This is a genomic window from Promicromonospora vindobonensis (assembly GCF_042685865.1).
Taxonomy (GTDB): domain Bacteria; phylum Actinomycetota; class Actinomycetes; order Actinomycetales; family Cellulomonadaceae; genus Promicromonospora; species Promicromonospora vindobonensis.
The window spans coordinates 1,786,802-1,809,967 of the sequence record NZ_JBHUOG010000001.1 but is presented as its reverse complement, the minus strand read 5'-3'; the positions used below and the strand labels follow the sequence as shown (position 1 = coordinate 1,809,967).

Genomic DNA, 23,166 nt, shown 5'->3' with positions numbered 1-23,166 from the left:
GTCAGCCCTCCGTCGGCTGCTCGAACTGCGCGTCGGGAATCTGGGCGCCCGCCTTGAGCGTACGGCCCACCGTGCAGGCCTTGTCGATCGACCGCTGTGCGATCGTGAGGAGCTTGGCCCGGTCCTCGTCGTCGAGGGTCGACAGGTCGATCTCGAACTTCTCCGTCAGGACCGGGTACCGGTCCTCGGCCACGTCCTTCGGGTCCTCGACCCGGATGGTGGTCCGGTAGTCGTCGCCCAGCCGCCGCGAGAACGCCTTGTCGCTGCTCATCCCGGCGCACGCGGCGAGAGCGACCTTGAGCAGCTCGCCCGGCGTGAAGACAGCGCCGGCCTCGACCGGGCCGATCTCGACCCGGGCGCCCCGGGCCGAGAAGCCCGTGTACGTGCGGGTGCCGTTGCGCTCCACCCAGAGCGGGTCCGTCGGCGAGGGGGTCGCGGTGCCTTCGGCGCTCGTGCTGATCGAGGTGGTGGTCTGCTCCGTCATGGGGATCATCCTTCCACTGGTCACCGACACGGTCACGAAATGGGGTCCAGCGCGTCCCGGTCGGTCGGACTAGGTGTCAACGCCAACGAGGCCCACGACGTTCCCGTTCGCCGCGCACGGTGGCCCCCACGCTGCAACGATCGTGCTCATGGCGCAGAACCCGAGCGACAAGCCCGAGGCGACCGGTCCGACGTCGGGCGGATCAGGGTCGGGCGGTCCGACGCCGGCACCGTCCGGCGCACGGTGGCGGCCGGACTGGCGCGACGTCGGGAAGCGCCTGATCGGCGTGGCCGTAGTGATCGTGGCCGTGTGGCTGATCTACCTGTTCCTCGACGCCTTTCTGCCGCGCTGGTGGGCCCAGATGATCGGCAACGCGGTGGACGGGTCGTTCGCCGCGGGCGCCTGGTGGGGGCTGCTGATCGGTGCGGTGTTCACGCTGGCCCCCGTGCTGCTCCTGGCGCAGGCGATCCTGACCAGGCGGTCCTGGCAGGTACGCAGCGGGTTCCTGGCGCTGGCGGTGGTGTTCTCCGTGCCGAACCTGCTGACCCTCGGCATCGTGCTCGGCACGTCCGCTGCGGCGCACGCCGGCGAGCGGATCCTCGACGTCGACGGGCCGGCGTTCCGTGGTGGGACCGCGTGGGGCGCGGTGATCGGCGGCATCGTGGCGCTGACGATCGTGACGATGGGCGTGCTGTACCGCCGTCGCGGTGCCCGGCTCAGGGAGCTGCGGTCGAAGGAGCACTGACGGCGGGTACTGCCGAGGACGACCGGAGGGCTCGACGTAGGCTTGCCGCATGACCGAGATCGACACCCCGTACGAGGACCTGCTGCGCGACGTGCTCGAAGGCGGAACCCGCAAGGGCGACCGGACCGGCACGGGGACGCGCAGCGTGTTCGGGCGGCAGATCCGGTACGACCTGGCCAAGGGATTCCCGCTGGTCACCACCAAGAAGGTGCACCTCAAGTCGGTCGTCTACGAGCTGCTGTGGTTCCTGCGCGGCGACTCCAACGTGCGCTGGCTGCAGGAGCGCGGCGTGAAGATCTGGGACGACTGGGCCGACGAGTCGGGCGAGCTTGGTCCCGTGTACGGCGTCCAGTGGCGCTCCTGGCCGACGCCCGACGGCGGGCACGTCGACCAGATCGCCAGGGTGATCGACCAGATCCGCACCAACCCGGACTCGCGGCGGCACGTCGTGACCGCGTGGAACCCGGCCGAGGTCGACGACATGGCGCTGCCGCCGTGTCACGCCCTGTTCCAGTTCTATGTCGCGGACGGCAAGCTCAGCTGCCAGCTGTACCAGCGGTCGGCGGACCTGTTCCTCGGCGTGCCGTTCAACATCGCCTCCTACGCCCTGCTCACGCACATGGTCGCGGCGCAGACCGGGCTCGACGTCGGCGAGTTCGTGTGGACCGGCGGAGACTGCCACATCTATGACAACCACCTGGACCAGGTACGCACCCAGCTCGACCGCGACCCGTACCCCTACCCGTCGCTGCGCCTCGCCCCGCGGGAGTCGATCTTCGACTACGAGTTCGAGGACATCGAGGTGCTCGGATACGTCTCGCACCCCACCATCAAGGCACCGATCGCCGTCTGATGATCGGACTCATCTGGGCTCAGGCACGCGACGGGGCCGGCCGGCCGGTCATCGGTGCGGGCGGCGACATCCCGTGGCGCGTCCCTGAGGACTTCGCCCACTTCAAGCGGACCACGGCGGGACATCCCGTCGTGATGGGGCGGCTCACCTGGGAGTCGCTGCCCAAGCGTCCGCTGCCCGGCCGTACCAACGTCGTCGTCTCGGCTCGTGGCCCGTTCGGCGTGCCGGACACGGAGGCGGTGCCGGCCGCGTCGCTCGGCGAGGCGCTCGACACGGCCGCGAAATCGCCCGGTGGCGACGAGATCTGGGTCATCGGCGGCGCACAGGTCTACGGTGAGGCGCTCCCGGTCGCGGACGTGCTGGCGGTGACCGAGGTCAACACGGAGGTCGAGGGCGACGTGTTCGCCCCCGACATCGGCCCCGAGTGGACGGTCACCTCGTCGACCGGGTGGACGACGTCGTCGTCAGGCCTCCGGTTCCGGCACCTCACCTACCACCGGGCCTGAGCTGTCCCTGAGCGAGGGCGCGGCCGCACCCGGGCGGTACGCCGCGTGGAACGTCCAGCCCTGGTCGGCGGACTCGCCGAACACCTGGGACTGCACGGCCAGGGTGCCGTCCGGGGCCCAGGCCAGGCGGGCACGCCAGGTCGTCAGGTCGTCGCCGACCAGCGCGCAGCGCACGTCCATCGTGTCGGCGCCGGTCCACCCGGCGGTCACGACGACAACGGCCCGGTCCTCGGTGCGGGTCCGGACGGGCGCGTCGAAGCGCAGCGACACGTCGCAGCCGCCGGTCGGGGCGGGGCCGCCTGCCGCGCGGAGCGGGCCGCCGTCGTCGTCAAGGGACACGACGAGCTCCGCGGGCCCCGGTCCGTCCGTCGTCTTCACATAGCGCTCGCTCAGGGGTCTTGCGTGCGCGGGGTCGTGGCGTGGCGCGGGCCAGGAGAGCACGACGGCGGTGCCGGCCGAGCCCGTGGCGGCGGTTCCGCCGTCCGGCGTCGCACCGTCGAGCCGGCTGCCGAGCGGCTCGACCAGCCGCTCCAGCACGTCGTCGAGGAGGCGCTGGTCCCCGCTTGCGCACGCCTGGGCGTCCGCGGTGACCGCGACCGCGAGGCCCGTGGCGGGGTCGCCGTACACGATCTGGCCTCCGAGGCCGAACATCAGCCAGCCTCCCGGCCTGGGCAGCCAGAGCTGGTAGCCGTAGCCGGAGCGCAGCGACGCTCCCCAGGTCTGGGTGGCCGTGTCCGTCTGCGGGCTCGTGGCGGCGCGCAGGTACTCGGACGGCAGCAGCCGGGCGCCGTCGTGCACGCCGTCGGCGTTGAGCAGGTGGGCCAGGCGCAGCAGGTCGCGCGCGGTGCAGACCAGGCCGGAGCCGCCGTGGCTGGTGCCCTCCGGCCCGGTGAGAAACCGTAGGCCGGGGGTGACGCCCAACGGGTCGAGCAGCCGGGGACGCAGGTAGTCCGCCAGCGACGCACCCGCCAGGCGCTCGACCAGTGCGGCCAGCACGTACGAGGCGCTGGTGTCGTAGGTGAAGAGCGTGCCCGGCGGGTGCGTCGGCGGCACGCGGAAGTAGGACTCCAGCCAGCCGTCGGCCGTGAGCTCGTACGTGGTGGACCGGTGCGGGCCGCGCATGGCGAGCAGGTGCCGGACCGTCGTGGCCTCGAGCCACGGGTGCACCGGGCCCAGCTCGGGGAAGTGCCGCGGGATCGGGTCGTCGAGGCCAAGGGCTCCGTCGGCCGCGAGCAGCCCGACCGCCAGACCCGTCACCGTCTTGGACACCGAGTACATCCGCTGTGGCGTGTCCAGGCCGACAGGATCGCCGGCGGCGTGTGCGACGGTCTCGCCGTGGAGGCTCACCTGGACCGTGTGCAGTGCGATGTCGAGCGCACCCGCCCGGCGGGCGAGTGCGTCGATCAGGCCTTCGGCGAACGTGCGGTCCGGGGGTGCGGGCACGCGCTCAGGCTCTCCTCGTATCGCATGAGTCTGCGGTTCCGCTCCGGGCGTGTGCCTCGTTCCTCGGCCCGCACCCTGCGCTGCACCTCCGGCTCATGCGAGGTCGCGCACCGCTGCGTACTGCTCGCGGATCACCGGCCGCGGGTCGGCGGCAAGCGTCGTGGCGATGGTCGTGGACCACGCGGGAGCCCCGGCGTCCGGGTCGGCGGCGACGGCCAGGGCCCAGGCCGCCTGGCGCGCGGCGCCGTCGGCCACGTACTCGCCCGGCTCGGGGATGCTGATCGGCAGGCCGAAGATCTGCGGGGCGATCTGCTGCACCGCCGGCGACTGCGCCGCGCCGCCGATCAGCATCACGCGCTCCACCGCGACGCCCTGCGCGCGCAGCGCGTCGAGACCGTCCGCGAGACCGCACAGCATGCCCTCGATGTAGGCGCGGGCCAGGTGGGCGCGGGTGGAGGTCGCGAGACGGATGCCGTGCAGGGTGCCGGTGGCGTCGGGCCGGTTGGGCGTGCGCTCGCCCTCCAGGTACGGCACGAGCACGAGGCCGTCGGACCCGGGCGGGGCCTCCAGCGCGAGCTCGGCCAGCCCGTCGAAGTCGACGTCGAGCACCTCGCGGGCGGCGTCCAGGACCCGGGCCGCGTTGAGCGTCACGGCCAGCATGAGCGCGTTGCCGGTCGCGTCGGCGAAGCCGTTGATCGCGCCGGAGCCGTCCGCGGTGCGCTGCGGCGCGACGGCGGAGACGACACCGGAGGTGCCGATCGAGATGGCGATGTCGCCCGGCGCCATCCCGAGCCCGAGGGAGGCGCCCGCGTTGTCACCGGCGCCCGGCCCGATGAGGCAGCCGTTCGAGGCGATGGAGGTGGCGGTCGCCCCGCCCGCGACGCTCGGGTGCGCTACGGCCCCCGTCTCGGCCACGCCGACCACCCGCGGCAGCACGACGTCGGTACGCCCCAGGGCACGTTCCAGCAGGTCAGGTCGGTACTCGCCGACGGAGGCGTCGTAGTAGCCGGTACCGGACGCGTCCGAACGGTCGGTGAAGAGCTTGTCCAGCTGCGGCCCGAGGGGGGCCGTCGGGTCGCCCGCCGGCCCGTATCCGGCGATACGCCAGGACAGCCAGTCGTGCGGCAGGGCGACGGCGGCCACCTTGGCGGCGTTCTCCGGCTCGTTGTCGCGCAGCCAGCGCAGCTTGGTGATCGTCAGGGACGCGACGAGCACGGAGCCGACGGCGTCGGCCCAGGCCTGTGCGCCCGCCTCGCGGTTGCCGTCACCCAGCTCGACGATCAGGTCCTCCGCCGACGGCGCGGACCGGTTGTCGTTCCACAGCAGCGCGGGCCTGATGACGTTGCCGTCGGCGTCGAGCGTGACCATGCCGTGCTGCTGGCCACCCACGGCGAGCGCTGCGACGTCGGCCAGGCCGCCCGCTTCCGCTGCCGCCTCCTGGAAGGCGTCCCACCAGTGCTGCGGGTCCACCTCCGTGCCGTCGGGGTGCTTGGCGGAACCGGTCCGGACCAGCGCACCGGTCTCGGCGTCGCGCACGACGATCTTGCAGGACTGCGTGGACGTGTCCACGCCGGCGACGAGGGGCATCGATGCTCCAGGAGTAAGGCGCCGCTTGGCTGTGGGCGCGATCTTTGCGACAAGACGTCCACTTTAGGCGCAATGATCACGCCCACAGCCAAGCGGAGTGGGGGTGAGGGTCAGCCGATCAGGTGGTTCAGGGCCAGCTGGTGGAGGCGGACCAGGCCGTAGTCCCGCTCGGCCAGGGCGTCCACGTCCGGGTCCGGCTCGGCGAGGAACGAGTCGAACGTCTCGCCCTCGGCGAGGGTCGACTGGCCCAGCTCGAAGATGCCCGCGTGCTCGAAGGCCGCCTGGACCTCCGGGTCGGCCCGGTACGCAGCGGCCTTGGCCGCGAGCATGTCGTAGGTCGCCATGTTGGCCTTCGCCGACTCCCACACGCCGTCGAGGTACTCGGTGCGCGAGGGCTTGTAGTCGAAGTGGCGCGGGCCCTCGTAGCGGGGGCCGCCGTTCGGGAAGCCGTTCTCCAGCAGGTCGACCGTGAAGAACGCCGACAGCAGGTCGCCGTGGCCGAACACGAGGTCCTGGTCGTACTTGGGCCCGTGCTGGCCGTTCAGGTCGATGTGGAAGAGCTTGCCCACGTGCAGGGCGAGCGCGATGCCGTGCGTGTAGTTGAGGCCGGCCATCTGCTCGTGGCCCGTCTCCGGGTTGAGGCCCACGATGTCGGCGTTGTCGAGCGAGTCGATCAGGGCGATGGCGTGCCCGATCGTCGGCAGGAAGATGTCTCCGCGCGGCTCGTTCGGCTTGGGCTCCAGGGCGATCTTGAGCCCGTAGCCCTTCTGCTTGATGTAGGAGGCGACGGTGTCGATGCCCTCCGCGTAGCGCGCGTGCGCGGCGTTGAGGTCCTTCGAGTTGTCGTACTCGGTGCCCTCGCGGCCACCCCACATGACGAAGGTCTCTGCGCCCATGTCGGCGGCCAGGTCCACGTTGCGCAGCACCTTGCGCAGGCCGAAGCGGCGCACGTCGCGGTTGTTGGACGTGAACGCGCCGTCCTTGAAGACGGGGTGCGTGAACGTGTTGGTCGTGACCATCTCGCAGACCAGGCCCGTGTCCGAGGCAGCCTTCTTGACGGAGTCGATGTGCTTCTGGCGCTCGGCGTCGTCCGAACCGAACGGGTAGACGTCGTTGTCGTGGAACGTGAAGCCCCAGGCGCCGAGGTCCGCGAGCTTGCGGATGGACTCTGCCGGGTCGAGCTCGGGGCGCGATGCCGTGCCGAACGGGTCTACGGCGTTCCAGCCGACGGTCCACAGGCCGAACGAGTACTTGATGTCGCTCACGGGGGTCTCCTCATCGAGGCGGCCCCGGCATGCGGCGCCGCATTTGTTGTACGGATGAACTATTACCCGGGTCTCGGCTACAGTCAAGGCGTGACCACCGCCGGGACCGCACGCGACACCACCACGCGGACGGGCCCAGGCGCGGCCCGTCAGCACACCCTGCGCGAACGCAACCTCGAGCTGGTTGCGCGCGCGGTGTTCGAGGTGCCAGAACCACTGTCGCGCGCCGGTGTGGCCGCCGCGACCGGCCTGGCCCGCGCGACGGTGTCGACGCTGGTGGACCAGCTCGTGGCCGCACGGCTCGTCCGTGAGCTGCCCGCCGTGACCGCCGGACGCGCCGGCCGGCCCGCCGTCCCGCTGGTCCCCGCGCCACGCTCGGTCGTCGGCCTCGGGCTCGAGGTGAACGTGGACTACCTGGGCGTACGGGTGCTCGACCTGACCGGTGACGTCGTGGCGGAGCAGGTGGTCCCCGGCGCGCTCCACGACAGCGACCCGGTGGTCGTGCTGGGCCGGCTCGGCGAGCTCGCCCGCGAGGTGACCGACACCGTCACGGCCTCCGGCATGACGGTCGCCGGCGCGCGACTGGCGCTGCCCGGCCTGGTCGACCCGCGCACCGGCCTCCTCGAGGTGGCGCCCAACCTCGGCTGGTCGTCGCTCGACCCGGTCCCGCTGCTCGGGCTCGGCAACCTCGCGGTGCGCATCGCCAACGAGGCAAAGCTCGCCGCGCTCGCGGAGCTCGCCGGCGGCTCCGACGTCGCCGCGCCCGACTCCTTCATCTTCGTGTCGGGCGACGTCGGCATCGGCGCTGCGATCGTCGTCGACCGCGAGCTGTTCCTCGGGGAGCGGGGGTGGAACGGCGAGATCGGCCACGTGGTGGTCGACCCGGCAGGGCCACGCTGCTCGTGCGGCGCGTTCGGCTGCCTGGAGCAGTACGCGGGCAAGGAGGCGATGATGCGCGCCGCCGGCCTGCCGCCGGACTCTCCCCTGGCAGCGCTCGTCGCCCGGCTGGCGCAGCCCGACGCCGCGGCGGCCGCCCCTGCGCTGCCGGCCGGTCGAGCCCTCGGCTCGGCGCTCGCGGACTTCGTGAACCTGCTCGACGTCGCCACCATCGTGCTGGGCGGCGCGTACACCGAGCTGCTGCCGTGGCTCCGCACCGACGTCGAGGCGGTGCTGGCCGACCGCGTGCTCGCCGCGCCGTTCGTCGACCTCCAGGTCCGGGCCGCGCAGGCGGGGCCGCACGCGGCGCTGACGGGCGGGGCGCGCGAGGTGCTGCAAGCGGTGCTGGCCGCCCCCTCCGCCTGGGTCTGAGCCGCATCGCACAATAGCGGTCCGCGCGAGAAGATATTCCTCTGGGATAGACGTCCTCCCGAATTGTTGGCAGCATGCCTGCGCATTGGTTCGGTACGAGAGGGGATGCCGGGCCAATGGGAATCCGCCCAGATCTCCCTCGCGAGGAGGCGTTCTCTGTGCTGGATTCACTCGCCCGCCGGTTGGGGCTCAAGACGGACCCGGTGATCTTCTTCGTCGCGGCCGGCCTGATGGTCGTCTTCCTCCTGCTGCTGATCATCTTCCCGTCCGCCATCGGGGACATGTTCACCGCCGGCCGCACCTGGGTGGTGACCAGGCTCGGGTGGTTCTTCATCCTCGGTGTCACCGTCTGGGTGCTGTTCCTGGTGTACCTGGCCATCAGCAAGTACGGCAACGTGCGGCTCGGCGGTGACCGCGAACGCCCGAGATACTCCAACGTCTCCTGGTTCACCATGCTTTTCGCCGGTGGCATCGGCACCATCCTGATGTACTGGGGAGTCGCCGAACCGATCAACCATTTCGCGTCCGGGCCACGCGGCGCCGTGCCGTTCTCTGCGGAAGCCGCGAACGACGCGATGAGCATCTCCATCTATCACCTCGGCCTGCACACCTGGGCGATCTTCACATTGCCTGGTCTTGCCTTCGCGTACTTCATCTACCGGCACAAGCTGCCGCTGCGGGTCAGCTCCGTCTTCTACCCGTTCCTCAAGGAGCGCATCCACGGTCCGATCGGCAAGGCGATCGACGTCTTCGCGATCCTCGGCACCCTGTTCGGCGTCGCCGTATCGATCGGCCTCGGCACGCAGCAGATCAACAGCGGGCTCTCGGACCTCACCGCCATCCCGAACGCGGTGCTGCCCAAGGTGATCATCATCTGCATCCTCACCACCATCGCGGTGAGCTCGATCGTCGCCGGTCTGGACAAGGGCGTGAAGACCCTGTCGAACATCAACATCGGCCTGGCCGTCGCGCTGATGCTCTTCGTCCTGTTCGCGGGGTCAACGGTCTTCCTGCTCCGGGAGATCATCGAGACCATCGGCCTCTACGCGCAGAACATCGTGCCGCTCGCCTTCTGGAACGACGCCCTCGCCCCCTTCACGACAGAGGAGGGCTGGGGCTGGCAGGGCGGCTGGACGGTCTTCTACTGGGCGTGGACCGTCACCTGGGCGCCGTTCATGGGCATCTTCCTCGCGCGCATCTCACGGGGCCGCACGATCCGAGAGTTCGTCGGCGGCGTGCTGCTCGCGCCGTCGCTCTTCACCCTTGTCTGGTTCGCGATCTTCGGCTGGTCGGCGATGGAGCTGGACGGGATCGACTCGGCAGCGGGCGACCCGCACCCCATCACCGACGCGGTGATGGAGAACCCGGCCACCGCGATGTTCACCTTCTTCGAGGAGCTGCTCGGGGCGGGCGGCCTGGCCACGTTCATCTCCGGGATGGTCGTCGTGATCGTGGCGATCTTCTTCGCCACGTCGTCCGACTCCGCCTCGCTGGTCGTCGACATGCTCTGCACGGGCACCGAGGACTCCGGTCCGGTTCGCCAGCGGGTGTTCTGGGGGGTCTCGGAGGGCGCCGTCGCCGTCGCGCTCATCGTGCTGGCGGGGGAGACAGGGCTGGTCGCGCTGCAACAGGTGATCACGGTGGTCGGCCTGCCGATCTTCATCATGATGTTCCTGGCTATGTTCGCGCTCTGGCGCGGGCTCGCCACGGAGAAGTTCGTGACCATCCGGATGCCGCTCTCCGGATCGAAGGTGGAGACCCTGCAACCGGAGGCCGAGGGGGTGCGCACCAGGATCAGCCGATCGTCGGCCCGTCCGGTGCGTCGATCGGGCCAAGAGTGATCTCGGGGGCGTCCGCAGGCTCCTCGAACGTCTCGACGCCCTCGTCCTCGCGGCCCAGCAGCCGGTCGACGGCACCCGCGAGCATCTGGGTGATGGCCTCCACCAGCCCGTCCTCGTCCCGCGCCTCCAGCCGTTCGACGATCAGGGCGTGCGCGTCCGCAGTGTCCTTGCGCACCACGTATTCGTCGCTCACCGTGAACGTGGCCATCCGCACCTCGACGATGAGCGTCGTCATCCAGCGCGTGAGCCAGGGGTTGCCTGCCGCGGCGACCAGGGTCCAGTGCAGGTTGAGGTCCGCGCCGCCGACCCGGCGCGCGTCCCCGGTGCTGTTCGCGGCGACGAGCTCGTCGTGCGCGCGGCGCACACCGGCGAGCGCTGCGTCGTCGCCGGACCGGACGAGCAGCCGGGCCGCGGCGATCTCCACGGACTTGCGCGCCTCGTAGAGGGCAGGGAGCCGCTCTCTGCCGATCGTCGCCACGCGCATCCCACGTCCTGGCGTCGCGACGAGCAGACCCTCCTGGACCAGTCGCTGGGCGGCCTCGCGCAGCGGGCCGCGGCTCACGCCGAGCTGGGTGGCGACGTCTACCTCCCGGATCGGCGTGCCGACGGCGAGGACCCCCGCGTAGACGGCGTTGCGCAGCTCCGTCTGGATCAGGTCGACCGTCGACGGTCGCGTCACCCTGGAGAAGGACGGGGCGGTCGTCAGCGTGGCCCGCGACGGGTGGGACATCGGTGCTCCTTCCGTGAGCGCACGTCGATGACCACATCATCCCCGGTGCGCAGACAGCTGTGTGACGCCGACGGTGTCCGGGGGTGACGCCGGCCGGTTGAACTTGTAGATTGTAGACAATCATAATGTCGAACGCTGGATTGTCTGAGCGTCGGCACCGCGCTACGGTTGCGAATCGTCCGTGAACTCCAGCCCACCCAGGCTTTGCCAAGACCGCCGGGTGGCGTGAAGGGAACCATGTCTACATCAAGCGTCCGACCGCTCCGCCGAGCCGTATTCGCCGCAGGGTCAGCACTCACCCTCGTCGCGCTGGCCGCGTGCTCGTCGACGGCTCCGAACCAGGGCGGCGAAGATGGCGCCAGCACGCTCGAGCAGCTCCAGGAAGACGGCACCGTGACCGTCGCGTTCAACGGGGAGGAGCCCTACAGCTACGAGGACGGCGGCGACCTCACCGGCGCCACCATCGCCCTGGACCGCGAGATCTTCGGCGCGCTCGGCGTCGAGAACGTCGAAGGCGTCCAGACCGAGTGGAACTCGCTCATCCCCGGCCTGACCGCCGGCCGGTACGACACCGTCAGCGCCGGGATGTCCATCCTGCCCGAGCGCTGTGAGCAGGCCCTGTTCTCCGACCCGGAGATCATGTACACCACCGCGTTCATGGTCCCGGAGGGCAACCCGGACAAGCTGACGGACATGCAGTCCGCCAAGGACGCGGGCGTCAAGCTCGCGGTCCTCAGCGGTGCCATCGAGTCCGGCTACGCCGACGAGCTGGAGATCGAGAAGATCGAGGTCGGCGAGGCCCAGGACGGCCTGGACGCCGTCACGTCCGGTCGTGCCGACGCGCTGGCCCTGACGGGCATCTCGCTGCGGACGCTCGCGGAGAAGAGCGATGCCCCGGTCGAGGTCACCGACGCGTTCGTCGCGGAGATCGACGGCGTGCCGCAGATCGGCGCGGGGGCAGAGGTCTTCCCGAAGGGCGAGGAGGAGCTGCGCGACGCCTACAACGAGGAGCTCGCCAAGATCACCGCCGACAAGGAGCGCTGGCTGGAGATCGTGGAGCCGTTCGGCTTCACCGAGGCCGAGTATCCCGTCGAGGGCCTGACGACCGAGAAGCTCTGCGAGGGTGACCTCGAGTCAGTGGCCAAGGAGCTGGCTCCGGAGCTCGGCCTGGACGGCTGAGCGGGCACGTGTCGGACAACCTTCAACAATTCGTCGAGCTGCTGCCGCAGCTCGGCGAGGGAGTACTCGTCACACTCCAGCTGACCCTCGGCGGTGCGGTGCTCGCGCTGCTCGTCGCGTTCACCCTTGGCTTCGGCTCGCGCGCCCACACGCGGTGGGCGCGCGTGCCGTCCCGGGTGGTCGTGGAGTTCTTCCGTGGCACGTCTCTCGTGGTGCAGATCTTCTGGCTGTACTACGTGCTGCCACTTCCGCCGTTCTACGTCGAGCTGGACCCGCTGGCCTGCGGGATCCTCGCGCTCGGCCTCAACTACGGGGCCTATGCCGCCGAGGTCGTGCGCGGCTCGATCAACTCGGTCGCCAAGGGGCAGTGGGAGGCGGCCATCGCCCTCGACCTGAATCCCGTGCACCGCATGCGTCGCGTGATCATGCCGCAGGCCTGGCCGCTCATGATCCCGATGTTCACCAACCTGCTGATCCAGCTCGTCAAGGGCTCCGCGCTGGCGGCGTACATCTCGCTGCACGACCTCAACTTCTTCACCAACGAGCTGCGCGACCGCACGTCGGACACGGTGTTCTCCTTCACCGTGGGCCTTGTGTGCTACTTCGTCGTCGCCTACCTGCTCACGCTGGGCATGAACGCCCTCGAGGTGCGGGCGAAGAACCGGTTGGGTGTCGGCCCGTCGCTGCGTGAGGTGCTGCGTCTGGCGCCCGTGCAGACCACGGCCGACCTCGGTGCCGGAACGCCTGCGTCGACGGCACCGAAGGGAGGTGACCGAGCATGACCGAGACCGAAGCATGGAGCTGGGAGCACGCAGCGGCTGTGTTCCCCAAGCTGCTCGAAGGCCTGCAGATCACGATCCTCGCGACCGTGGTCGGCATGATCATCGCCTCGATCCTCGGGCTGGTCGTCGCCATCGTCCGCCGGTCGAAGCTGCGCGTCGTCACCTTTCCGGTCGGCTTCCTGGTCGAGTTCATCCGGTCCACGCCGCTGCTGGTGCAGCTCGTGTTCGCGAACCTGCTGTTCACGCAGTTCCCGTCGCTGGCCATCGGTTGTGTCGTGCTCGGCGTCCACTACGCCACGTACATGTCCGAGGTGTACCGCGCCGGCATCGACGCGGTGCCGAAGGGGCAGTGGGAGGCGGCCATCGCGCTCGACCTGCCGCGCTCGCGCACCTGGAGCGCCGTCGTGCTGCCGCAGGCGATCCGCAACACGCTGCCGGGTCTGGGGAACTACGCGGTCTCCATGTTCAAGGAGACGCCGTTCCTGTTCGCCATCGCCGTGGTCGAGATGTACACGGCCGCACAGCAGTACGGCGCAGGGACCTTCCGCTACATGGAGGCGATCACGATGGCCGGCCTGCTCTTCCTGCTGGTGAGCTACCCGACCTCGCTGCTCGTCCGCCGATTGGAGAACCGTCTTGCCTGAGAACGACATCACCCCTGCCATCCAGTTCCAGGGAGTCGGCAAGCGCTTCGGCGACAACGTCGTTCTCGACGGGCTGGACTTCTCGGTCGCGAAGGGCGACCGGGTCACCCTGATCGGTCCGTCGGGCTCCGGCAAGACGACGATCCTGCGCCTGCTCATGACGCTGGAGGAGGCGAACGACGGCCTCATCTACGTCGACGGCGACTGCTACACGCACGAGATGCGTGACGGCAAGCGCGTTGCCATCCCGGAGAAGCGGCGCAGCCTCGTGCGGCGCCGCGTCGGGATGGTGTTCCAGCAGTTCAACCTGTTCCCCAACATGACGGTGCTGGAGAACATCATCGAGGCCCCGATCCACGTGCTCGGGAAGCCCAAGGCAGAGGCGATCGCCAGTGCCGAGGCCCTCCTCGACAAGGTAGGCCTCGCCGACAAGCGGGACGCCCGCACCATGCAGCTGTCCGGCGGGCAGCAGCAGCGTGTGGCTATCGCGCGCGCGCTGGCCATGGAGCCGGAGATCCTGCTCCTGGACGAGGTGACGTCGGCGCTCGACCCGGAGCTCGTCGCCGACGTGCTCGGGGTGCTCCGCAACATCGCCGAGACCACGGACATCACGATGCTGATCGTCACGCACGAGATGCAGTTCGCCCGGGAGGTCTCCAACCGGGTGCTGATGTTCGACGGCGGAAAGATCATCGAGGAAGCCGACCCGGACACGATCTTCACGTCGCCGAAGCACGAGCGGACCCAGGAGTTCCTCCGCGCGATCCTCTGATGCACGCACGACGGCGCTGACCCGGCGTACCGGTACGCCGGGTCAGCGCCGTGGTCGGACCAGCGAGCTGACTCGCCGTACCCGGTACGGCGAGTCAGTCGTGTGAGGAGCCGCGTCCGGCTCGCTAGGCCGCCGCCCGCGACGCACCTACCGTGCCGAGCGCGCCGACGAGCGAGGCGAGCTCCGGCACCTGCTCCGCCTCGTGCAGGGCGTCCTGCAGCGTGCGGTCGTGCGTGGGGCGTGCCGCACGCAGCAGCTTTTCTCCTGCCTGCGTGAGCTCGGTGTAGATCCCCCTGCGGTCGTCCTGGCACAGCACCCGCGTGAGCAGTGCGCGGTCCTCCAGGCGGTTGACCAGCCGTGTCGTGGCGCTCGGCGAGAGCGCGGTGGCACGACCGAGCTGCTGCATGCGCATGTGCCATCCGTCCTGCCGGGACAGCGCGTCCAGCACCGTGTACTCCACGACGGACAGGCCGTGCTCTGCCTGCAGCGCGCGCTCGAGCGCGGTGTCGATCATGCCGTGCAGCGCGGCGAGCGTTCGCCAGCCCTGGGCACGGATCTCGACGGCGTCGTCGGCGATTCCCATGGGCCCTCCTCTGTGATTGCTGCCCCAACTATAGCGCTTGTGCAACTAGTGCGCGCGTGCAACTATTCAGGCGGCGTATGCAAATAACCGCGTCCGCCAGGTGGCCGCGTACGCACGTTCCGCACGCTCGCCTGCACCGCCTGCACTGCTCCGCCTCGTCGAGCCCTGCCCTGTCCTGCCAAGGAGAACTGTCATGCCTGTAGCCCTGTGGGCCCTCGCCATCGGAGGCTTCGGGATCGGCCTCACCGAGTTCGTCATCATGGGTCTGCTGCCCGAGGTGGCCGCGGACTTCGCGGTCTCCGAGACCGTCGCCGGCTACCTCATCTCTGGTTACGCCCTGTCGGTGGCGGTCGGCGCGGTCGCGCTGACCGCTGCCCTGACCCGAGTGGACCGCAAGCAGGCCCTGCTCGGCCTGATGATCCTGTTCATCGCGGGCAACCTCGTCTCCGCCGTCGCCCCGACCTACGAGCTGATGATGCTCGGCCGCGTCATCGCCGCCCTGTGCCACGGTGCCTTCTTCGGCATCGGTGCGGTGGTCGCCGCCGACCTGGTGGCCAAGGAGCGCCGTGCGGCCGCCATCTCGATCATGTTCGCCGGCCTGACCGTCGCCAACGTGCTCGGCGTGCCCTTCGGGACGCTCCTTGGCCAGGCCGCTGGCTGGCGCTCGACGTTCTGGGCGATCACCGGTATCGGTGTGCTCGCGTTCATCGGCATCGCGCTCCTGGTCCCCGCGCGGGTCGGCCTGCCCGACGCCGTCGCCGGCCCGAGCGGGCAGACCGGTCCGGGCCTGCGCGGCGAGCTCGCGGCGTTCCGGGCACCGCAGGTCTGGCTGTCGATAGCTGTCACCGTGCTCGGGTACGGGGGCATGTTCGGCGCGTTCACCTACATCGCCTTCACCCTCACCGAGGTGAGCGGGTTCGCGAGCTCGACGGTGCCGTGGCTGCTGATGCTGTTCGGGGCGGGTCTCTTCGTGGGGAACCTCGCCGGCGGCAAGGCAGCGGACCGGAACCTCGGCGCGACGCTGCTCACCCTGCTCGTGCTGCTCACGGTGGTCCTCGCGGTCTTCGCGCTGACCGCCACCAGCCCGGTGGCGACCGTGGTCAGCCTGGTCCTGATGGGCGTGGTCGGGTTCGCGACGGTGCCTGGCCTGCAGATGCGGGTCATGCGGCACGCGGCAGCAGCCCCGACCCTCGCCTCGGGTGCGAACATCGCGGCGTTCAACATCGGCAACGCGCTCGGCGCGTGGGTGGGTGGGCTGACCCTGGCCGCGGGGCTCGGCTACACGTCGCCCCTCTGGGCCGGTGCCGTCGTGACCCTGCTGGGAGCTGTCGTCATGGCTGTCGCGATGGTGGTTCGCGGCGGCGAGCGGGCCGGACGCGCCGGGCGGCGTGCCGCGGTGCTCACCGCGCCGTAGGTGCGCCTGGGCAGACTCGAACTGCCGACACCCGCTTTAGGAGAGCGGTGCTCTATCCACTGAGCTACAGGCGCTCACGCCCCTCCTGGCGGGGAGCGACGCGTCCGCTCCCGGGCAGGACCCGGGACCGGCGCACACAGCCTAACGTCCGCCTGGCCTCGCGCGCGAAGCGCTTGGCCAGGCGGACGTCACGTTTCGGCAACATACCCACCAAACCTTGACGCATCCGGCAATAGGGCAGAACGATGCTCAGCAACCTGGCGCGACGACGCACCGGGTCCGCACGACGGCCGTGCGGGTGGACGAGAGGATCAATGATGTTCCTTCGACAGACCAGGTCCCGGGGCACTGCCGCCCTGGCGACAGCCGCGGTGGCGGGACTGCTGCTGGCCGGCTGCTCCGGCGGCGGTGGGAGCGCACCCACTCCGGCCGCCAACCCGTATGCGTCCGCCGAAGGAATGGATGCGGCGACGGAGCTCGTCGGTGAGTATCCCCGTGAGGAGACGCTGTTCACGAGCGGTACCCAGTGGGGTCCGCCGTCGTCGTGGAACCCGATCCCCGGTGCCGGACATGCCACGGGCGCACGCGGCCTGCTCTACGAGCCGTTGTTCCAGTTCGACCCGATCACCCTCGAGCTGACGCCGTGGCTCGCCGAGGGTGGTGAATGGACCGGTGACGACACCTACGAGCTCACGCTCCGCGAGGGGCTCACCTGGCAGGACGGCGAGACGCTCGACGCAGAGGATGTGGTCTTCACCGCAGAGCTCGGCAAGGTGGACGCCGTGCCGTACAGCAACATCTGGACGTGGCTGGACAAGGTCGAGGCGACCGGCGACACCACGGTCGAGTTCACGTTCTCGGACCCGCGCTACCAGGAGTGGGACAACTGGCTCTACAGCACCATGGTGCTGCCGGAGCACCTCATGAGCGACTGGTCGGACGAGGACCTGCTGGCCAACCCGAACGAGGAACCGGTCGGCTCCGGCGCGTTCAAGTTCTCCGCCGTCGGTCAGGACCGGATGGTCTGGGAGCGCAACGACGACTGGTGGGCCAAGAGCGAGCTCGGCCTCGAGATGCCGATGAAGTACATCGTCGACGTCGTGAACACCTCCAACGAGGTGGCACTCGGCCTGATGCTGTCGGGCAGCCTCGACCTGAGCAACAACTTCCTGCCCGGCGTCAACACGCTCGTCGACTCCGGCCAGGTCAGCACCTACTACGAGGGCGAGCCGTACATGCTGGCGGCGGCGTCGGCCAACCTCATCCCGAACCAGACGCGCGCGCCGATGGACGACGTCGACTTCCGGCAGGCGCTGGCGCGGTCGATCGACGTCGACAAGATCGTCGCCAACGCTTACGGCGGCCTCGTGTCGAAGGCCCACCCCTCGGGTCTGGTGCCGGCGTTCGAGCAGTACTACGACCAGGACGTCGCGGCGGAGCACGGCTTCACGTTCGACGCCGACGAGGCCGCGTCGATCCTGGCCGACGCCGGGTACGAGGACACCGACGGCGACGGGTTCGTCGAGACGCCCGACGGCGAGCAGATCGACCTGAAGCTGATCGTCCCGGCCGGCTGGACCGACTGGATGGAGGCCGCGCGGGTCATCGCGGAGGACGCCTCCGCCGCCGGCATCAAGGTCACCGCCGACTTCCCCGACGCGGGTGCCGTGGACGATGCCCGGGCGACCGGCGACTTCGACCTGCTCATCAACGGCAACGCCGGCATCAGCAACACGCCATGGACCTACTACAACTACGCGTTCTACCAGCCCATCCAGGAGCAGATGCTGGCGGGTAACTTCGGCCGCTACGAGGACAAGGAAGCCTGGGAGCTGGTGCAGGACCTGTCCCGGACCGAGACCGGCACACCGGAGTTCGACAGCACGCTGTCGGAGGTCCAGGAGAAGTTCATGACCGACCTCCCGGCGATCCCGCTCTGGTACAACGGCGCCTGGGCCCAGTACAACGAGTCGCAGTGGACCAACTGGCCCAAGGAGGGGCGCGAGGACGCGTACTTCCCGGTGATGTGGAACAACTACGTGCAGATGGGCGGCCTGAACGCGCTGCTCGCGCTCGAGCCGGCGGGCTGAGATGCGGGGATACCTCGCGCGCAAGACGCTGGTCTACGGCCTGACGTTCGTCGTAGCGGTCACGCTGAACTGGCTGATCCCCCGGCTCATGCCGGGGGATCCGGTTCAGCGGATGGTGGCGCGCGCCGCCGTGCAGCACCCCGAGACCATCGCGTCGATGACCGACTACTACGAGCGCACCTTCGGTCTGGACCTGCCGATCTGGCAGCAGTACCTGAACTACTGGGCCGCGCTGTTCCGCGGTGACCTGGGCACCAGCGTGTGGCTGTTCCCCGCCCCGGTGAGCGAGGTGGTGCTCGACGCCGTCCCGTACACGCTCGGCATCATGATCCCGGCGATCCTGCTGAGCTTCGTGGTCGGCAACACGGTCGGCGCGATGGCGGCGCGCAGCCGCTGGCTCGACAACGTGGCCCTGCCCGTCGGCTACCTGGTCACCGCGATGCCGTACATGTGGCTGGCGATCCTGCTCGCGTGGGGCTTCGGCGTGGCGCTCGGCTGGTTCCCCGTGGCGGGCGGCTACGACTTCGGCCTGGTGCCGCAGTGGTCGTGGTCCTTCGCGGCAGACCTGCTGCAGCACTGGTTCCTGCCGTTCCTGTCGCTCTTCCTCGTCTCGCTCGGTGGCTGGGCGATCGGCATGCGGAACCTGATCATCTACGAGCTCGAGTCGGACTACGCGAACTACCTCGCCGCGCTCGGCGCACCGAAGCGGCTCATCCGGCAGTACGCGTTCCGCAACGCGCAGCTGCCGCAGATCACGGGCCTGGCGCTGCAGCTGGGCACCATCCTCGGCGGCGCCCTGGTGACGGAGATCGTGTTCGCCTACCCGGGCCTCGGCAAGCTCGTGCTGTCCGCCATCCAGAACCAGGACTTCTTCCTGCTGCAGGGCACCCTGCTGTTCGTGGTGATCGGCGTGCTCGTGGCCAACTTCGTGATCGACATCGTCTACGTGCTGGTGGACCCGCGCACGCGGACCGGACTGACAGGGGGCACCGCATGAGCCGGAGGCGCAGTGGAGGGAGGACCGCATGACGGCGACACAACCGACGGCGGGACCCGGGGTCGAGGCGAGCGAACAGCCCGGGGTGGCCGGGGCGACACCGGGCGGCCCGGTGGCAGGTCGCAAGCCCGGGGGAGACGCGCGCGAGACGCTGTACTTCGCGTTGCGCAACCCGAAGGTCATCATCGGCTTGGTGGTGGTGCTCGGGTTCCTCCTGCTCGGACTGATCGGGCCCGCGTTCCTGCGGTACGCACCCATGGACTACGCGGGGCCGCCCATGGCGCCGCCGTCGGCGGACTTCCCGTTCGGCACCACGACGTTCGGGCAGGACGTGTTCGCGCAGTTCGTCGCAGGCCTGAGGTCCACGTTCCTCGTGGGCCTGCTCGGCGGCGGGGTGGCCGCAGTGATCGGCATGACCATCGGGTTCGTCGCGGGCTACCGCGGCGGTCTCATCGACGAGCTGCTGAACATGCTCACCAACGTGGTGCTCGTGATCCCCGGCTTCGTGGTGCTCATCATCATCAACGCCTACCTGGGCGTGCGGAGCGTCCCGATGCAGGCGCTGTACATCGGCATCTTCAGCTGGCCCTGGGTGGCCAGGGCGGTCCGCGCGCAGACCCTGTCCCTGCGCACGCGCGACTTCATCGACCTGGCCAAGCTGTCCGGCGTGGGGGTGGGCACGATCCTGCGACGCGAGGTCGCCCCCAACATGTACTCCTACCTCTTCATGACGTTCGTGCTGCTGTTCGGCGGCTCCATCCTCACGGCGGCGTCACTGGACTTCATCGGGCTCGGGCCCACCAACGCGATGTCGCTCGGCCTGATGATGAACCAGGCGGTGCAGTGGAGCGCGCTCCATCTGGGGCTGTGGTGGTGGTTCGTCCCGCCGGGGCTGGGGATCACGCTCATCGTGGGCTCGCTCTACATCATGAACGTCGGCCTCGACGAGGTCTTCAACCCCAAGCTGCGGGAGATGTGACATGGCCCTGGCTGTGAACGACCTCAAGGTCTGGTACCGCACCCGCCGCGGCGACGTCAAAGCCCTCGACGGCGTCACCTTCGAGGTGGCGGACGGCGAGATCATGGGCATCGCCGGCGAGTCCGGCTGCGGCAAGACGACGCTCGGCAAGGCCCTGATCCGCCTCGACACCCGCATGAAGCACGTGGGCGGCACGGTGGTCCTCGACGACGACGAGCTGCCGATCGGCGACGACAACGCCATGCGGCGCCACCGCTACCGCGAGGTGTCCCTCATCCCGCAGTACGCGATGTCCGCCATGAACCCGACCCGCAAGATCGGCCGGATGATCCGCGACCTCCTCGGAGCGCACAACGTGCGCTACAACGACGTGCTGCCAGAGCTCGAACGGCGGCTCAAGCTCGTCGGGCTCGAGCCCGACGTGCTCGGGCGCTACCCCATCGAGCTGTCGGGCGGCATGAAGCAGCGCGTCGTGCTCGTGCTGTCCACCCTGCTCGATCCCTCGCTGCTGATCGGCGACGAGGTGACCTCCGCGCTCGACGTGTCGTCCCAGAAGGCGGTGGCCCGGGCGCTCGTCGAGTTCCGGGACCACGGGTTCGTGAAGTCGATGATCGTCATCACGCACGACATCTCCGTGCTGTTCCAGGTCGCCGACACCATCCTCGTCATGTACGCAGGGCACCTCGCGGAGAAGGCACCCGCCAAGACGATCATCAGCGACCCGCTGCACCCGTACACGAAGATGCTCATCGGTGCCCTGCCCAAGGTCGGCGACCGGTACGAGGAGCAGCAGCTCGAAGGGATCGAGGGGCGGCCGCCGTCGCTCCTCGAACCACCCGCGGGCTGCCGGTTCCGCGACCGCTGCCCCCTGGCGCACGACAGGTGCGCGGAGGCCCCGCCCTTCCGGGAAGTGGCCGAGGGACACCACGTCGCGTGCTGGGCGGTGAGCTGATGCTGACGCTGGACCAGCTCGACAAGGTCTACAAGACCGGCACCTTCGGCACCTCCGACCTGCACGCCGTGCGACAGGTCAGCCTCGACGTGCAGCGCGGCGAGGTCGTGTCGCTCATCGGGGAGTCCGGCAGCGGCAAGTCGACCATCGGCAAGCTGGTGCTCCACCTGCTCAGCTCGACGGGTGGCACCATCACGTTCGACGGGCAGGACGTCACCAAGCTGGGGTTTCGTGCCCGCCGCGACTACTACCGCAAGGTCCAGGGCGTGTTCCAGGACCCGTTCTCGTCCTTCAACCCCATCTACAAGGTGGACCGGACCTTCGAGACCCTGCGCAGGTCCTACTTTCCCCGGGTCTCGTCGGGGGAGTGGCGGGAGCGCCTGGACGACGCCCTCGCCGCGGTCACCCTCGAGCCCGACGACATCCTCGGCAAGTTCCCGCACCAGCTCTCGGGCGGTCAGCTCCAGCGCCTGCTCATCGCGCGCGCCCTGCTGCTCGACATCGAGCTGCTGGTCGCCGACGAGATCATCTCCATGCTCGACGCCTCCACCCGCATCGACGTGCTCAACCTGCTGGGCGAGCTCAAGGGGCGGGGCCTGGGCATCCTGTTCGTCACGCACGACCTCTCGCTCGGCAACTACGTCTCCGACCGGGTGGTCATCCTCTACAAGGGCCGCGTGGTGGAACGGGGCGACACCGGCGCCGTCTTCGACGACCCGCTGCACCCCTACACGCGCGACCTGCTCGCCTCGGTACCGCACCTGGACCGGACGTGGGAGGAGGTCGAGGCGCAGGAGGCGGAGCGCACCCGTCGCCTCGCGGGGCGGTGCCTGTACCACGAGGACATCGCGGCGCAGGGCCGCTCGCTGGGTGACGAGGCCCGATCCGTGGACGGTGTGCCCAACGGCCTGGGGCTGGTCGAGCATGCACCCGGCCACTTCGTGGGGTGCTTCCGCATGGCGGCGGAGGACGAGTGCCCGGCAGGACCCGCCGTCAAGCCTTGACCAGCACCGGGACGCCGGGGTCCAGGTCGGTGAGCCGCTCGAAGTCCGCGCTCGTGAGCCGGACGCAGCCGTTGCTCACCGCCTGGCCCTGGCCGACGCCCACATGGAGCGCGGTGGCGGCATAGTCGTTGCCGAAGAACCCGTCCAGGGACTCGCTCTGCATCGAGAGGAACACCGACAGCCCGGTGTTCACGGCCTCCGTCACCGTGAAGACCTGGGTGAGCCCCTGCGGCGTCGGCGTGGCGGGCGAGCCGACGCCGGCGGGGAGCCGGTCGCTGGTGCCGTCGGCATGCTTGACGGTCACGACGCGGTCCGACAGGTCGATCACCACCGACCGCTTCTCCGGCTTCAGGTCCACGTCGCTCCCGCGGAGCCAGCCCGCTGATCCGTTGACCTTCTCGGGATCGTGCGACGGCAGGGCGCCGCGTCCGTACGGGATGAGCACCTTGACCCACCCCGGCCGGCGCTCCAGCACGAGCCAGCGGGCCTCCGCGTCGTAGTAGAGGGACTCGAGGGCGAGGACCGGCGCCGTGGTCACGTCGGGTCGCGTCCAGACCGGGATCCGCGCGTCCCTCGGCTCCGCCACCGACCCGGGCAGGTCCTCCAGGGTGCTCACCCCGGCCCGCGGCAGCCCACGGGGCAAGATCCCGTCGATGTCCGGCCCCGGCAGGAACGGCAGCGAGTAGGGCGCGGGAGTCGGCGACGTCGCCGGCGGCGTCGGGCTTGTCGACGGCGACGGGCTCGCCGACACGACCACCACCGCAGCGGCGTCGGCCTTGTCGACGGGCCGCACGCCGGCCCAGAGAGCGGTCCCGAGCAGTGCGACGGCGACGATGCCCCCCACCCAGGCCCAGGTCTGCGCGGCAGGGGAGCTACGTGGCCCCGGTCCCGCCGTCGGACCGCTGTCCAGCTCCGTCATGGTGTCCCTCCGTGAGTCTGCGCCGCCCGCGCAGGTGGTCGTGCGTGTCCATGGTGCCCCGGTCGGCTCCCCGGTGCAGCCGAGCGTCG

Annotated in this window: 22 protein-coding genes and 1 tRNA gene; 15 read left to right on the top strand and 8 right to left on the bottom strand. The window is 69.9% G+C overall.

The window, feature by feature from the left end; translation table 11 throughout:
• Window position 1 precedes the first annotated feature (1 nt).
• Window positions 2-484 (bottom strand): OsmC family protein, encoded by a 483-nt coding sequence (locus ACFS27_RS08170; RefSeq protein ID WP_377181786.1) that lies wholly within the window; start codon window positions 482-484, stop codon window positions 2-4.
• A 148-nt stretch (window positions 485-632) separates the two neighbouring features.
• Between ACFS27_RS08170 and ACFS27_RS08165 the strand changes: the two genes are divergently transcribed.
• From ACFS27_RS08165 to ACFS27_RS08155, 3 genes are read left to right on the top strand one after another with little or no spacing between them, the layout of a single operon-like run.
• Entirely contained in the window at window positions 633-1,229 is a 597-nt protein-coding gene (locus ACFS27_RS08165; RefSeq protein WP_377181784.1) for a hypothetical protein, read from the top strand.
• Between the two features lie 49 nt (window positions 1,230-1,278).
• Window positions 1,279-2,082 (top strand): thymidylate synthase, encoded by an 804-nt coding sequence (locus tag ACFS27_RS08160; RefSeq protein ID WP_377181781.1) that lies wholly within the window; start codon window positions 1,279-1,281, stop codon window positions 2,080-2,082.
• Window positions 2,082-2,588, top strand: a complete 507-nt coding sequence (locus ACFS27_RS08155; RefSeq protein WP_377181779.1) for a dihydrofolate reductase — start codon at window positions 2,082-2,084, stop codon at window positions 2,586-2,588. The genes ACFS27_RS08160 and ACFS27_RS08155 overlap by 1 nt, the downstream gene beginning before the upstream one ends.
• Here ACFS27_RS08155 and ACFS27_RS08150 read toward each other — a convergent pair.
• The 3 genes from ACFS27_RS08150 to xylA form a co-directional block, all read right to left on the bottom strand.
• Window positions 2,547-4,031 carry a serine hydrolase domain-containing protein gene (locus ACFS27_RS08150; RefSeq protein ID WP_377181777.1) on the bottom strand — a complete coding sequence of 495 codons (1,485 nt, stop codon included), beginning with the start codon at window positions 4,029-4,031 and terminating at the stop codon, window positions 2,547-2,549. The two genes, ACFS27_RS08155 and ACFS27_RS08150, sit on opposite strands and share 42 nt — an antisense overlap.
• Before the next feature lie 93 nt (window positions 4,032-4,124).
• Window positions 4,125-5,618 (bottom strand): xylulokinase, encoded by a 1,494-nt coding sequence (gene xylB, locus ACFS27_RS08145; protein ID WP_377181775.1) that lies wholly within the window; start codon window positions 5,616-5,618, stop codon window positions 4,125-4,127.
• Window positions 5,619-5,728: 110 nt separating this feature from the next.
• Window positions 5,729-6,883, bottom strand: coding sequence for a xylose isomerase (gene xylA, locus ACFS27_RS08140; RefSeq protein WP_377181773.1), 1,155 nt, complete (start codon window positions 6,881-6,883; stop codon window positions 5,729-5,731).
• Between the two features lie 90 nt (window positions 6,884-6,973).
• Here xylA and ACFS27_RS08135 point away from each other — a divergent pair, with 90 nt between their 5' ends.
• Together ACFS27_RS08135 and ACFS27_RS08130 are read left to right on the top strand one after the other, a co-directional pair.
• A complete protein-coding gene (locus ACFS27_RS08135; protein WP_377181771.1) occupies window positions 6,974-8,191 on the top strand; it encodes an ROK family transcriptional regulator in 1,218 nt (405 codons plus the stop codon).
• A gap of 158 nt (window positions 8,192-8,349) precedes the next feature.
• Entirely contained in the window at window positions 8,350-10,032 is a 1,683-nt protein-coding gene (locus ACFS27_RS08130) for a BCCT family transporter (protein WP_377181769.1), read from the top strand.
• Here the strand turns inward: ACFS27_RS08130 and ACFS27_RS08125 are convergent.
• The gene (locus ACFS27_RS08125) at window positions 9,986-10,762 is read right to left on the bottom strand and encodes a GntR family transcriptional regulator (RefSeq protein WP_377181767.1); all 777 of its coding nucleotides are present in this window, start codon (window positions 10,760-10,762) and stop codon (window positions 9,986-9,988) included. The two genes, ACFS27_RS08130 and ACFS27_RS08125, sit on opposite strands and share 47 nt — an antisense overlap.
• 237 nt (window positions 10,763-10,999) lie before the next feature.
• On the opposite strand from ACFS27_RS08125, the gene ehuB reads away from it, so the two are divergent.
• From ehuB to ehuA, 4 genes are read left to right on the top strand one after another with little or no spacing between them, the layout of a single operon-like run.
• Window positions 11,000-11,941, top strand: a complete 942-nt coding sequence (ehuB, locus tag ACFS27_RS08120; RefSeq protein WP_377181765.1) for an ectoine/hydroxyectoine ABC transporter substrate-binding protein EhuB — start codon at window positions 11,000-11,002, stop codon at window positions 11,939-11,941.
• A gap of 8 nt (window positions 11,942-11,949) precedes the next feature.
• Window positions 11,950-12,723 carry an ectoine/hydroxyectoine ABC transporter permease subunit EhuC gene (gene ehuC / locus ACFS27_RS08115; RefSeq protein ID WP_377181763.1) on the top strand — a complete coding sequence of 258 codons (774 nt, stop codon included), beginning with the start codon at window positions 11,950-11,952 and terminating at the stop codon, window positions 12,721-12,723.
• Window positions 12,720-13,367, top strand: a complete 648-nt coding sequence (gene ehuD, locus ACFS27_RS08110) for an ectoine/hydroxyectoine ABC transporter permease subunit EhuD (protein ID WP_377181761.1) — start codon at window positions 12,720-12,722, stop codon at window positions 13,365-13,367. Before ehuC ends, ehuD begins: the two co-directional genes overlap by 4 nt.
• Window positions 13,360-14,139: an ectoine/hydroxyectoine ABC transporter ATP-binding protein EhuA gene (ehuA, locus tag ACFS27_RS08105; protein ID WP_377181759.1), complete on the top strand. Its 780-nt coding sequence runs from the start codon at window positions 13,360-13,362 to the stop codon at window positions 14,137-14,139. Before ehuD ends, ehuA begins: the two co-directional genes overlap by 8 nt.
• Before the next feature lie 124 nt (window positions 14,140-14,263).
• Here ehuA and ACFS27_RS08100 read toward each other — a convergent pair whose 3' ends face one another.
• Window positions 14,264-14,722, bottom strand: a complete 459-nt coding sequence (locus tag ACFS27_RS08100) for a MarR family winged helix-turn-helix transcriptional regulator (RefSeq protein WP_377181757.1) — start codon at window positions 14,720-14,722, stop codon at window positions 14,264-14,266.
• Between the two features lie 193 nt (window positions 14,723-14,915).
• Between ACFS27_RS08100 and ACFS27_RS08095 the strand changes: the two genes are divergently transcribed.
• A complete protein-coding gene (locus ACFS27_RS08095) occupies window positions 14,916-16,136 on the top strand; it encodes an MFS transporter (protein WP_377181755.1) in 1,221 nt (406 codons plus the stop codon).
• Between the two features lies 1 nt (window position 16,137).
• Here the strand turns inward: ACFS27_RS08095 and ACFS27_RS08090 are convergent.
• A tRNA-Arg gene (locus ACFS27_RS08090) sits at window positions 16,138-16,210 on the bottom strand.
• Window positions 16,211-16,453: 243 nt separating this feature from the next.
• Here ACFS27_RS08090 and ACFS27_RS08085 point away from each other — a divergent pair.
• From ACFS27_RS08085 to ACFS27_RS08065, 5 genes are read left to right on the top strand one after another with little or no spacing between them, the layout of a single operon-like run.
• Entirely contained in the window at window positions 16,454-18,226 is a 1,773-nt protein-coding gene (locus ACFS27_RS08085; protein ID WP_377181753.1) for an ABC transporter substrate-binding protein, read from the top strand.
• A gap of 1 nt (window position 18,227) precedes the next feature.
• Complete coding sequence (locus tag ACFS27_RS08080) at window positions 18,228-19,223, top strand: ABC transporter permease (protein WP_377181751.1); 996 nt, start codon at window positions 18,228-18,230, stop codon at window positions 19,221-19,223.
• A gap of 28 nt (window positions 19,224-19,251) precedes the next feature.
• A complete protein-coding gene (locus tag ACFS27_RS08075; RefSeq protein ID WP_377181749.1) occupies window positions 19,252-20,202 on the top strand; it encodes an ABC transporter permease in 951 nt (316 codons plus the stop codon).
• Between the two features lies 1 nt (window position 20,203).
• Window positions 20,204-21,154, top strand: coding sequence for an ABC transporter ATP-binding protein (locus ACFS27_RS08070; RefSeq protein ID WP_377181747.1), 951 nt, complete (start codon window positions 20,204-20,206; stop codon window positions 21,152-21,154).
• Window positions 21,154-22,158, top strand: coding sequence for an ABC transporter ATP-binding protein (locus ACFS27_RS08065; RefSeq protein ID WP_377181745.1), 1,005 nt, complete (start codon window positions 21,154-21,156; stop codon window positions 22,156-22,158). Before ACFS27_RS08070 ends, ACFS27_RS08065 begins: the two co-directional genes overlap by 1 nt.
• Here ACFS27_RS08065 and ACFS27_RS08060 read toward each other — a convergent pair.
• Window positions 22,148-23,077 carry a L,D-transpeptidase gene (locus tag ACFS27_RS08060; protein ID WP_377181743.1) on the bottom strand — a complete coding sequence of 310 codons (930 nt, stop codon included), beginning with the start codon at window positions 23,075-23,077 and terminating at the stop codon, window positions 22,148-22,150. The two genes, ACFS27_RS08065 and ACFS27_RS08060, sit on opposite strands and share 11 nt — an antisense overlap.
• Window positions 23,078-23,166 lie beyond the last annotated feature (89 nt).